Here is a 12,118-nt window from a genome sequence, read left to right on the forward strand (position 1 = left end):
CGCTTTCACAAGATCTGGATCTAAGGGTGGAATTGAACCGCTACGACCAAAATAATGAGGGAATATTATCATTCAATTATTTCTTCTAGGGTCTGGATTAGCCGCGTATTCATAGGAATAGTATTCGGTTTCCTGGGTGTGGCTCTCATTGCTTTGCCGCAGGCCTGCGGGTCAATACGACGAAGAGTATTCCTGTCAGAATTTATCGCCTGACAGACGGCGGTGGAGAAGGGTGAATATGTGACTTCCTGTCCGCCGCCGGCAGTGCTGTTCTTGTTCTATGGGTACGTGTGGGATTTTCGGAAAAAGGGCAAGACAAATAGTTTTCAGGCTGGCAGTCAACTGCCGTGGCGTGCCCAGAAGTCGGCCGGCGAAACGATAGGATACTGCTCAGCCAAAACCAGCAGATCCTTGTCCCCGGTTATGAGGTAGCGTGCCTGGGCGGCTTTCAGGGTAGCCAGCACCAGCTGGTCGGCGGGGTCACGCAGATTGGGATCCTGCTCACTGCCAGGCTCGACCACATCTGCCAGAAACATGAAACTGTCAACCAGGTCCCTGATCTCCGGCGGGCTCAGTTTTACCCTGGACAGGCGTGGAAGAATGCGAGCCATTTCATCCAGAATATGGTGCGACAGCACAACATCCAGGCCTCCATGTCGCCAGGCCCCTACAATGCGACCCGGTATGCTAGCGGGGTAGGCGAGGCCCGATACCAGCACATTGGTGTCGAGCACGACACGCAACGCCCGCATCAGCGCTTCTTCCGTTCCTCTGCCACCAGAGCATCGATCTCGGTCAAACCTTCATCCTCGGGCACATCCCTGTATCCCTCAGCCAGGCGACTGCTGAGAGCGTCGAAGCGGTCATACATGCGGCGGATGCGAGCAAACAGTTCCGCGTCCACCAGAGCAGCCACCGGCTTGCCACCCTTGCTGATGACGATGCTGTCATTGCGGTATTGAACCTGATTGAGCATTTCCCCCAGATTCTGCCGGAAGTTCACGGCATTGACTTCAGTGATCATTCATCAACCTCTTATAGTAATAACCAATACGATCATTATGGTCTTAGGTGCGCCTGATGTCCAGATCACCCATCCAGAAGCCAAAAAGTAGCGGTTTAAACGGGGCGAAAAGGTCGTTGCCGTTAGTTACAGGCCAAGCCAGCTTGGGAGGTTGTCAGAATTCCTTACAGTATACAGCGAACAGGGTATGGCTGTTTTCTATAAAAATGGATTAGGGCGTTGATTAATTACACATTTCATGCAATGGCATGAATATTGCTTAAATTTTTTTTGCTTCAAGCTCATCTATAGGCTTGCTGCGGTTCCATAAATAATAAAATCACTAAAGAGAGAGGTCATGAAAATAATTAATAAACTATGTGCCATCCTTACATTGAGTTTTTCCCTTATGCTAGGCTCGTCTGCTGCGTTGGCAGTGCCAATTACGCAACTCGGATTCATACTGGATGCGTCGGGAAGTGTTTCGGCAAGTAATTACAATCTGATGCGCAGCGGATTAAATAGTGCGTTGGCTGGCCTGCCTGTGGATGGCAGTGTGGAAATCAGTATAGTCAGCTACAGTAGCTCAACCACTACTGTTGTGTCGCCAACCATACTTTCTGCGCTCACTTTGCCCACAATCCAAAGTGCGATCTCTAGCCACATTAAATCCGGAGGGGGCACAGATACAGCGGAAGCGATCAATAGCATGACAAGCTTGCTAAGCAGTTCCTCTGTGTTTAGTGATCCGGAAACCAAATCTCTTATCAATTTGCTCACCGATGGCGTCCCTAACTCTCAAAGTGCCGCAGTAGCTGCCTCTATAGCTGCAGCATCAGCAGGTATTGACGCGCTTTCCATCGAAGCCATCGGCAGTGGTGTTTCGAGCCAATCCGCACTGAATAACATGCTCGCAATGACTTTTCCTACGCCCGCGACCATTTTAGCCGTGAACCAGTCAAGCAATATTCCCAACCCGCTCGGTGGCAGCTGGGTAGTCCCAGTCAGCGATTTTGACAGTCTCGCTCCGGTATTGGCAGCCAAGGTCCTTGCTTCCGTTACGCCCCCGACGAATCAGGTGCCTGAACCGTCTGTATTGGCCTTGATTGCAATTGGTCTTTTGTCAGGCATGGGCATTACCGCAAGGAAAGGCAAGATTCATTAATATTAGACGCGCTGCTTTCGTGCAAAATCATGCGTCTTTTGAGGAAAACGTCCTAAACGCTCAGAAGGCGCGTGAAGTATTCGCTTAATAACCATCTTGTACTGGAATCAACAATTGATATGGGGATAGGAACCCCATATCGGTTGTTGAAGAGGTAATCGCAATGATGCATTGCTTCAAATATTTTAGTTTAATTTGCTTCATGTTCATGGGAGTGAGTGCGCTGGCTGATCCAGTCGCTCCTTCTAGCCAATGCACAATTAGGGACAGGAATGACACGATAGTAATCCTGGTTTGTGCGCCAGGGGGTAATCCGGAAAGCTGGCGAGATGCGGCGCAAGCGGCCTGTGGCTCAACCTTGATGTGCAATGCCTGGATCTGGGACGACCCGAGCAAGGCACCCGTGAAAGCCCCCGCCACTGATTCTGACATGCCAAAAGGACAGGCAGTCGCAGCGATAGCTATATGGGTTAACGATTCGAACAGCCTGATTTCATTGCAGCGCGTTCGATGATTGCCCCACACAGCGTAGTTAGTACGCCCCCTTAAAGTCGAACTATCCGTTTTTTCCGCTTCGCCTGTTCTTGACCTCAAGGAGTGAATGCGGAGACGATTAGCAGGCCTTCCGGGATTGAGCTAAAGTTTCGTGGCTTTGCTTCGGTTTACCGGCGCCGCGAGGAGCAGGGGCTTTGTGCGCGGCGTAGCCAGTTCGCGATGAATTTGCAAAGCTACCTATGCTCCTCGCTTTTGGCTGCCTATGCCCTGTGTTTCTCCTTGGCGCAGGCAGAAACACTTGGCGGCCGGGTGGTCAAAATAGCCGATGGCGACACCGTGACAATCCTCGATGAGTCAAACCGTCAACATAAGGTAAGGCTGGTCGGTATTGATGCACCCGAGCGAAAGCAGCCGTTTGGTACCGTATCAAGGCAGCATCTGGCTGATCTTGTCTTTGGCAAGACAGTTGTCGTGAAGTGGCAAAAGCGCGATCGCTATCAGCGCATCCTGGGAAAAGTGCTGGTGGATGGCCAGGATGTCAATCTCGAGCAAATCAAGGCAGGGCTGGCATGGCATTACAAGCAATACGGAAAGGCCCAGCAGCTTGCTGATCGCAGCCGCTATGGGGAAGCGTAAGAGTTTGCCAGGCTCAATGGAATGGGGTTATGGCGCGATCTTCGGGAGGATATATATAAGATTCCAAACTCGAAGCGTGGCTTACATTTTGCTAGCAACTCTCAGCACACTCACGGTAGCCCTTGACGCATTCTTCCATGCCGTTTAGCTACTCGCAGCTCTTCGCACAGGCATCTCAGACCTTAGTACAAACGCTGCAGAGCCAGGTGCTAAAAGTCGAACTGCTAAGAATGAAATTGGTTTGAGTCTCCCCACTCCTATTCTTACCCACTTGCCTTTGGCCATTCAATGGCCTCGGCCCACGTGGTGCCTCAAGCAATCAATTATCTGTTGTTTGTTATCAGCATTTGCCACACGTACTGCAAGCATCAGGCCAACTTGCGCAGGTGGCGCTTTGTTCACACCTTCGCCCTCTCCGGGTAAACCGCCTGCTGTACCTGCAAGTGAGCCGGTATAACCGCCTACGGCAGCTGCCGGTCCTCCAGCCACCGGGCTGGCAATACCTGCCGCAATGCCTCGGGAGTCTGCGCCGGTTGTCATTCCTTTTTCCGGCCCTTTTGCGCCACCCTGGTCGTGGGTTCTAACCGCATCACGATCCGGATCAAGAGCATCTGGCTGATTGTTAAATAAAATGAAAATATCATTCTCGTTTACAGAATCAGCCAGTGACGCTGCCGCGGCCCTGGCCTCATCGCCTGTTTCAAATCTTACTGTAATAATATCTTCCATAAATCTCTCTTGAAAATGATGGATTAATGATTTCCAGTCTTCGTCAAGTACTTTATTCCACACATCATTCAGTTCGCGGACGCCACATCGAACACGGCTTTTCTGGAGCCCAGTCTTGGCGATCAACTGGCTTGGCACGGATTACAGAAGTTATTCTAAGAAAGGCAGTTATCCCGATCCGTTCGGTAACTCACCCCGGAGAGAATATATTTTTCCTGATCAGGCCAAGACAGAATCTTTAGGACAACCTAATAATCTTTAAATTAAGATCCAGCCTTGGTGTGTTATCGCACCCTCTACTTACTCTACTCACAGATTCTCTCCCAGATTGCCTTTGGACTTATCACTCCCTCCTTCTCCCGATGGCAAGACGGTGGTGACCACAAGCAATGACCGTACCGCACGCATGTGGCAGTGTGTCGTATGCTGGCCAGTAGATGAAGTCGCGGCAGAACTGACGAAGACTATTGGGCGGGAACTGAGCGAGGAAGAGCAACGTTGGTTTGGCTTGAAGGACATCAAGTCCTTTTCACTCTCATCCTTATTCTCCAGGTAGGGCAATTCCTTAAATTCGTCATTTTGAAATACACCCCATACTGACAAATATACCTGACACTTTTCCTACTGTTTTTTGTCAAGATATAGTTCTAATTAATATTAATTGACACTCCTCGCGAGAGATACAGACTCTATCCTGACAATTTATGGAGGAGAGAGTAGTGGCCAGCCAAAGAATTGGATGTGTTCGCGTCAGTTCGCTGGATCAGAATCCTGAACGCCAACTCGACGGTATTGCACTAGACAAGGTATTCACCGACGAGGTATCCGCCAAAGATACAAACAGGTCTCAACTCCAGGCCGCGCTCAATCACATTCGTGCAGGAGACATCCTCGTAGTCCATTCCATGGGCAGGCTAGCCCGTAACGTCGAGGACATGCTCAGGCTGGTGAGGGAAATGAACGATCGGGGAGTATCCATTCAATTCGTTAAGGAGAACATGAGCTTTACCGCTGGCAGTAATGACCCACGCTCGATCCTGATGTTCACGATGCTGAGCGCCTTTGCTCAGTTTGAGCGATTCCTCATCAAGGAGCGGCAGCGGGAAGGGATAACCCTGGCAAAGGCCAAGGGAGCCTACAAGGGCAGGAAGCTGGCACTCAACGCAGACAGGATTGCTCAGCTACGAGAGCAAGCCGCAGCAGGGACAAATCGAACAAAGCTGGCAAAAGAGTTGGGGATAAGCCGAGTTGGGGATAAGCCGCGAAACCCTTTATCAATACATCCGATAGGAAGAAAGATCGCGCTAGTTGTGGGAAGTTTCAAAATCAGAACCAAAAACCAAAGATCGAGAGAAGCTGCTTTGAAGGCTTGAAAGCCCCGCCCGGTGTACAAATTCGGCTGGCGATAGGTCATTGAGAGTCGAATGAGACCGGCTCTCGTTGTAGTCCCGTCGCCAGTCCTCGATGATCGCTTAGATAATGGGGAGGATCGCGGTGGACTGCCAATCGATTTAACGCGGCAACCACATATTCATTCACCAAGCGCTGACCCACTGGCGCATGAGGAAAGACACATTACCGCCGACGATGGATGCATCGGAAGCTGCTCCAGTCAATTTGGTCAAGCTGAGAAATATCATTTTGCGGGCCGATATGGCTGTGTTTGCCATTACCGATTGCAAATGCACGCTCAGTCCCAATCTGAACTTGTGTACTCAATATAGTTCATTTACTATGATATATAGATGGCATAGTTGTTAGCGATCAGGGCAATTTCTCAACTGGATAAGGAAGGCTGAAAATGGAACATACATCACAGAATATTTTGGGGCAGAATCAACAGGCTGATACATCCGTGATCGCAGACACTGTCGAACGCACGCCGCATCGCAATTCGACCGCAAATACGGACCCAGCAGGATTTCAAGATCGTTTGCAAACCGTGCGCTTAAAGGCAAATGCGATGGGAAGCTGCAATTGGACTGGCTGGGCTAGCTGACGTACGTATCGCGGGTGTGCGAAGCAAACTTCGTACGCCCGCGAAAGTTGCAGAAAGGAAAGGTCTATGGCTTTAGAGGAGTCCAGCCCAAGGATCTCAGGCGCGTTTGCATGCCAAGAATGCAGCGCATAGGACGAACGATAATCGGGATAGGTGGGCGGCAAACAGGCTAAGGCTACTTGGCGGTTCCGTCGTTTTTGATTTCATGCAAGTAACGGTTGATCAATATAGGCATTTTCGCAGCCAAGGTTACTTGGTCATGGAAAACGTGTTGTCAATTGACGAACTTGAAGAGCTTGATCGTCATGCTGACGACATCATCGCGGGTCGCCTGCCTTTGCAGCGGAAGGAGATGCCTCTCAGAGACACGACCGCGGACAGCGGAACAACCTGTCAAGGTCTCGATCTTGCACCTGCAAATCTTTCGGCGCGCGAGCGTGAAGGTTATTTTGTCCGAATGCATATGCTCCATCGCGTCCACGCCTTGCACGAACGAATGCTGCTGCATCCGCGAGTTCTTGACGTGGTGGAAGTGCTGATCGGGCCGGACATCCTCGCATTGTCAACAATGTTCTTCTTCAAGCCGCCGGGCAAGGCAGGCCAAGGGTGGCATCAAGATTCGTTTTATCTTCCAACTTATCCAGATACGTTATGCGGAGTGTGGATTGCGGTGGAAGATTGCGACGCCGAAAACGGCGCGTTACAAATAGCCGCCGGTAGTTGTGTTGAACCGGTGTATCCGCCGGCCGAAGGATACGGGTTTGGTGATGAGTTGATATCGGGAATCCAACGTATTCGCGGCGCAAGTGAGGAAGACGCTACCTGTGACTTGGCGGATGTCGCGGCCCAGTACGACATTCGAAGGATCGAAATGCGAGCAGGGAGCGCAGTCTTTTTCTCAGGACATGCCCTCCATCGGAGCACAGCGAATAAGACCACGGATAGGTCGCGACGTAGCTTTGCAGCTCACTATTGCAATGCTCGATCATTCGTTCGGTGGGGCAGCGACCAAATTGGTGACGACGTACACGCGGCTCCGATCATCGATGTGCGTACGGGAATGACGAATGGCTCTCATATTCTGGCGCGCGGGACGACACATTTGCCATTCGGTCTTCCGGTGTTCGGGACGCCGTGTGCGGCCTCAAAAGCGCACGTGTGATGGAATGTCACGCATGCCTTCTGGCAATGATCGAACTGACGACAATCTCTCAAGACACCGTTTCGTGATGGAAGAGGTGACACTCCTTTCGCGGCGACACGATTTAGCGGCTTACTCGCATGTCCGCGCTGCGGAGCCTTTCTTGCTCGTAAAAGAGATGGCCGAATGGCCTTTTTTTCAAAGATTTTCGTGTCTTAATACAGCAGAAGCCAAGCTGCGAAGTCTTGCCAGCGCTGCCCCTAACCGGATTATCCAATACGCGTACCTACGCGGCGTGAATCGCCAATTCACATATACGAAAGGGGCGCATCAGCGACTTCGCATGGTCCATGGTCCACTTGCTCGATTTGTGGAAACCTGCGCGCGGTCGAAGAACTCGACTTACTATATGCAAGCGCAGCAAATTCCGGAGATTGCTGCCGGCATTCCGGAGATGAGTAAGCTACACTGTGAAGGCATCAACAGCCCAATGCTGTTCTGGCTCGGCAATTCCGGACAGCAAACGTCGCTTCACAATGACAGGTTCAGGAATTTCATCGCAGTATTTCTCGGCGTGAAGCGTGTCTATCTCTTTCCACCCGAAGCACTAAGCAACCTATATATTGCACCGCTAGACCGCTGTTTCCAGGGAGCACTGACGAGTTTAGTTAACCCAATCAGCCCAGATAATCGAAAATTCCCACTGTTTCAAATGATAGCGAAGCAGATGCGTGTCGTCGATGTACATGAAGGAGAAATTCTTTATATTCCTCCTCTTTGGTGGCATCTCGTGAGTGCGAACGGCGGCCTCAATCTCTCCGCTAATATATGGGCAGAGGAGGTCGAGTGTGCACCTAGCCTATACTTGCCCAGAGCACTGCGCCTCATGGACACGGAGATTCCTGGCGAGTCGCTCGAGACACGGAGAAAATTAAGACATTTGTTCCACGCAACGTTGAGTAAATCGACCATCGACACATTATGCACCGGTTCCCTCGCTCGTACGGTAACAAAAACAGCGCTCGACGAACTGCAGACTCTTAGAAGCATCGTTGATGAGGATCTCAGAGCTAGATGGGCAGGATGGGTGGGAAGCCTGTTGGATCATCTCGTATTCCAACTTCAGGGAGATCCCTTTCCAACGCTGACAAAGGGAGAATTCTATCGAATGGTGAGTCGAATGCGAACCAGCTCATTGAGCGGTTCTTAGACGATACGACTTGTTACTCGCGATCAACACTGTTGATTCAGCGCATGAGATTTTCAAACAGCGTCGCTAACAAACCTGTCCAGGGGGTAGGCTTGAACCCAGCCTTGATGAGAGACGAGTAGTTACTTGTGTTTGTATCTGCCGCAGCACGGAGCTTCACGTCATGCAGACCAGTAAATTTCGATGACTGGTTTGAACTCGGCATTGAACTGCCTATCGGATTGAGTGCGAGGTTGCGCTCGACAGTAGAAGACTTTGGTATATGTTTATAAGTTCCTCCCATTTTTCGCATTCCCATTAAACAGTAGCACAACCCCTCAAAGCTAGAAATCATGAATGCACTGGAGCCGGACTTCCGAAAGTATCAGTTGCAGATCCAGTTTATCGGAGCGAGCACACTAAGCAATTGCGGATTGGCGGAAACCTTTGGCGTCGAGCAGCTTCAGACTCCGAACCTACGTTACGTCGCCAGTCCAAGTTGGCGAGACCTGATGTTAGGCGACGTAGCCAGCGAAGCAGCGAACCAGCGAGTGGCATTGTCAAACGCAGTGACGATAATTCATGTCGACGAACGTGTTCGTTCCTGGTATTGGTCGGAAGGCACCAAACTGATCAATGGCGCGTGCACGGCCGATGCTCGGAACGCGGTATTGTGGGAATTGGCCGAACGGGTGGTTCAGGCCTTGTCCAATTCCGGAATTCGCACGATTGCACTTCGCTCGTGCGACTTGCAGACAACACCCGCGCATCAGCGCTCGACTGCATATGACTATATCACGAACACTTATGTCGGACTCCACGTCGACAACCACGACCGCCTACCAGCACGTGAACGCAGTGCGGGGTTCCAAGTCGTGGCATTGAATATCGGCGCTCAAGAACGTTATCTCGACTTTGTCAATCTTTCCGTTCCCGGCTTGCTCGAAGGTTTAGAGCCAGGCGCGCTCGACGATAACAACCCTGATTTTGCGCGCAGGCTGGTTCATGACTTCTTCGCATGCCGGCCGAATCATCAGATATTGCGACTTCGGCTGCCGCCTGATTACGCCTACATCGCCGTCACACAAAACTTCATCCATGATGGTGCAACGAACTGTGTTGGAGACGATGATGTTGCGTTACTCGTCGCGGGCCAGTTCGAATGGGCGGCAGGGTCATGACAAGGGTCATGCACCCAATGCAACACGCGATACGGCAACCCGCGTGGACGAACGAGATGGGGGTGTCGCTTGGGCCGATCAAGCAGATCGTGCTCCAGCCAACACCTTTCTGTAACTTGGCTTGTAGATACTGCTATTTGCCGGATAAGGACAATCGGGGGCATATGAAACCCGAAATCGCGGCACTTTCCCTGTATCGCGTATTCGAATCGAAACGCTCGGATCACGATTTGGAATTGCGCTGGCACGCTGGCGAGCCGCTCGTTGTACCGGCGGATTTTTATCGAAAGGCGAACCGATTAATCCGAGAAATCACACCATCGAATGTGTCTCTTCGCCAGACCCTGCAGACCAACGCCGTGCTGCTTGATGATGCGTGGTGCGACGTGTTCGAGGAACTGGGTATCGAGGTCGGCGTTAGCATCGATGGGCCCGCATTTCTTCATGATGCGTATCGGCACACACGGAACGGCCGTCCCACTCATGCTGCTGTGATGGCGGCATGCGAACGCCTACATGCTCGTGGAATTCCATTCACAGTAATCGCAGTCCTGACGGAAGCCTCGCTGGACCACGCTCAGGCGATACATCGCTTTTTTGCAGATCTTGGACCTACTGAAGTTGGGCTCAATCTCGAGGAAAGCGATGGCGCTCATACCTCAGTTGTTTTAGGTGGCACGGACGTGATTCAAAGATATGCGGATTTTCTTGCAGAGTTCAGATCATTGTGCTGTGATGGCAGTGTCAAGATTCGTGAATTTGAAAGTATGCGTGATGCAATATTGTCCGGTGGAGAAGAGCGCCGCAGTATCACCGCAACACCAGCAGGCTTACTTTGCGTCGACTGGCGTGGTCGTGTGAGCGGATTCTCACCGGAGCTTCAGGGGTTGCGGCATCCACTTTACGATGACTTCATTTTCGGTCACGTCGAAACGCAAACATTAGACGAGATGTTCGAGTCTCATACCTTTCGTAATCTGACACGTGACATTAGCGCGGGCGTTACGGCCTGCAGACAGTCCTGCTCTTATTTCGGGCTTTGCGGAGGTGGTTCGCCGTCAAACAAGCTTGGCGAGCATGGCAGTTTCATCGGCACTTCCACCGTTCACTGCACAGCGCATATCAAGCTCGTGGCCGATATGGCACTGATAGAAATAGAAAAGGAGCTGTGCGCGACCTCGACATGAGTCTTGTTCTAAATGCAACACCGGCGAGAGCAGGGCCCAAAGCAAAAGGTCTCGATGCGCTTTCAGCGCTTGGATTCGCTGTCACACCTTGTGTTTTTGTTTGCGCGCCCACTGGAACTTCGCTGAACGCAGAGCGTTTGAATCTATTGAGCTTCAATGAACGCTGGCGCAAAACTTGGCAACGCGTATTGAAATAGCAGCGCTTCACTAGCTGAAGGTCAGACAAATGTTCGCCGACTTCTACTCTGGCCGCACAAATGACGCAGGCTTATGCTGATACCCCAACTCGAAGCCTATTCCGTTGCAATCGGCGTTCCAGTCCGCAATGAGATCAAGCGCCTTCCGCACCTGCTTACGGCCCTGGCGCAGCAGCAAGGGAGATTATCATTCGTTCTCTGCCTGTTCTTCGACAATTGTACCGATGGCAGCATTAATTTTGTTCAGCGACGGGCCGCAGCGCTACCCTTCTCGATTGTGAGCGACTATTGTCATGCAGGCGATTCACCTAGTGCCGGCGCTGCGCGACGACGCGCAATGGCGCTGGCGTTGCGCAGCGCACCTGACGGCACCTTGCTGACGACTGATGCAGATAGTGAACCAGCGTTGGATTGGGTAGCCACAAACCTCGCGGCGTTGGAGCATGCCGACGTGGTCGTGGGAAGGATCACGCGCGGCGAACGCCGAGTGCCAGATAAACTGGATCGAATGGACGCCTACCTTGAGCGACTGCATCAACTTCGCCGCATTATCGATCCGGTGCCTTGGGAGGCGCCAGAGACACATCACTGGACGAGTGGGGCGAGTACGGCAGTGTGGGCGGATGTGTATCGACAGCTTGGTGGGTTCGAGCCGGTCCGAAGTGGCGAGGATGGAAAGTTCGTCGAGGCGGCTGCGCAAGCAGGCTATCGCGTCCGTCGCGACGCAACGGTGCTAGTCAAAACATCGAGCCGCCGTGCCGGGCGCGCGCCGGACGGATTGGCGACCACCTTGGCTGCATGCGATAGGACGCCCGTTTTACCGCGGGTGGCCCACCCAGAAGATATGGTCTGGCGCTTTCGACAGCATGCAAACGCTCGTGCCGCGTACCACACCGGCGCATTCGCCACTCTGGCAGCAGCGCTCCAACTCCCATGGGATCAGGTTTCTCAGGTCGCTGCTGAAAGCATCAACGACGAGGCCTTCGTTTCCCGGATCGTGGGAGTGCCACGCGGCGGCATGCGGTCGATCGGACTTGCTCATGCTGAGAAACTGCTGAGCGATCTAGAGCAAATTGATCCGCTCGAGGTCGCGTAAGTCGCTGCTCGACCGTGACTTCCCATCTATGGCGCCAGCCGCTCTCCTTCCAGGATGCCAATCTTCCAGAAGAGAGCAGATCGGGATTTACCGGCTGATG

General features: G+C 52.1%; 12 protein-coding genes. 9 read left to right on the forward strand and 3 right to left on the reverse strand.

Going from position 1 to position 12,118, the window contains the following annotated elements; translation table 11 throughout:
- Positions 1–338 precede the first annotated feature (338 nt).
- Together BMY01_RS13330 and BMY01_RS13335 are read right to left on the reverse strand one after the other, a co-directional pair.
- Positions 339–752, reverse strand: coding sequence for a putative toxin-antitoxin system toxin component, PIN family (locus BMY01_RS13330; RefSeq protein WP_074748353.1), 414 nt, complete (start codon positions 750–752; stop codon positions 339–341).
- Positions 752–1,024, reverse strand: coding sequence for a type II toxin-antitoxin system prevent-host-death family antitoxin (locus tag BMY01_RS13335; RefSeq protein ID WP_074748356.1), 273 nt, complete (start codon positions 1,022–1,024; stop codon positions 752–754). The genes BMY01_RS13330 and BMY01_RS13335 overlap by 1 nt, the downstream gene beginning before the upstream one ends.
- A gap of 337 nt (positions 1,025–1,361) precedes the next feature.
- On the opposite strand from BMY01_RS13335, the gene BMY01_RS13340 reads away from it, so the two are divergent.
- Both BMY01_RS13340 and BMY01_RS13350 read left to right on the forward strand, forming a co-directional pair.
- Positions 1,362–2,168 (forward strand): vWA domain-containing protein, encoded by an 807-nt coding sequence (locus tag BMY01_RS13340; protein WP_074748359.1) that lies wholly within the window; start codon positions 1,362–1,364, stop codon positions 2,166–2,168.
- Positions 2,169–2,942: 774 nt separating this feature from the next.
- Positions 2,943–3,299 carry a thermonuclease family protein gene (locus tag BMY01_RS13350; RefSeq protein WP_254772745.1) on the forward strand — a complete coding sequence of 119 codons (357 nt, stop codon included), beginning with the start codon at positions 2,943–2,945 and terminating at the stop codon, positions 3,297–3,299.
- 285 nt (positions 3,300–3,584) lie between these two features.
- Here BMY01_RS13350 and BMY01_RS13355 read toward each other — a convergent pair whose 3' ends face one another.
- Positions 3,585–4,154: a hypothetical protein gene (locus BMY01_RS13355; protein WP_139176919.1), complete on the reverse strand. Its 570-nt coding sequence runs from the start codon at positions 4,152–4,154 to the stop codon at positions 3,585–3,587.
- 208 nt (positions 4,155–4,362) lie between these two features.
- Between BMY01_RS13355 and BMY01_RS17510 the strand changes: the two genes are divergently transcribed.
- The 7 genes from BMY01_RS17510 (at position 4,363) to BMY01_RS13395 (ending at position 12,018) form a co-directional block, all read left to right on the forward strand.
- Positions 4,363–4,584: a hypothetical protein gene (locus BMY01_RS17510; RefSeq protein WP_139176920.1), complete on the forward strand. Its 222-nt coding sequence runs from the start codon at positions 4,363–4,365 to the stop codon at positions 4,582–4,584.
- Between the two features lie 163 nt (positions 4,585–4,747).
- Positions 4,748–5,401 (forward strand): recombinase family protein, encoded by a 654-nt coding sequence (locus BMY01_RS13360; protein WP_439331407.1) that lies wholly within the window; start codon positions 4,748–4,750, stop codon positions 5,399–5,401.
- A gap of 831 nt (positions 5,402–6,232) precedes the next feature.
- Positions 6,233–7,189 (forward strand): phytanoyl-CoA dioxygenase family protein, encoded by a 957-nt coding sequence (locus BMY01_RS13370; protein WP_074748376.1) that lies wholly within the window; start codon positions 6,233–6,235, stop codon positions 7,187–7,189.
- A gap of 13 nt (positions 7,190–7,202) precedes the next feature.
- On the forward strand, positions 7,203–8,378 hold the full coding sequence (locus BMY01_RS13375) for a cupin-like domain-containing protein (protein ID WP_074748379.1): 1,176 nt from the start codon (positions 7,203–7,205) through the stop codon (positions 8,376–8,378).
- A gap of 332 nt (positions 8,379–8,710) precedes the next feature.
- On the forward strand, positions 8,711–9,538 hold the full coding sequence (locus BMY01_RS13380) for a hypothetical protein (RefSeq protein ID WP_074748382.1): 828 nt from the start codon (positions 8,711–8,713) through the stop codon (positions 9,536–9,538).
- Positions 9,535–10,725, forward strand: coding sequence for a cyclophane-forming radical SAM/SPASM peptide maturase GrrM/OscB (gene grrM / locus BMY01_RS13385; RefSeq protein WP_175463270.1), 1,191 nt, complete (start codon positions 9,535–9,537; stop codon positions 10,723–10,725). The genes BMY01_RS13380 and grrM overlap by 4 nt, the downstream gene beginning before the upstream one ends.
- Before the next feature lie 270 nt (positions 10,726–10,995).
- Complete coding sequence (locus BMY01_RS13395) at positions 10,996–12,018, forward strand: glycosyltransferase family 2 protein (RefSeq protein WP_074748391.1); 1,023 nt, start codon at positions 10,996–10,998, stop codon at positions 12,016–12,018.
- Positions 12,019–12,118: the final 100 nt, after the last annotated feature.

The sequence above is a fragment of the Nitrosospira multiformis genome, assembly GCF_900110185.1.
Lineage (GTDB): Bacteria > Pseudomonadota > Gammaproteobacteria > Burkholderiales > Nitrosomonadaceae > Nitrosospira > Nitrosospira multiformis_A.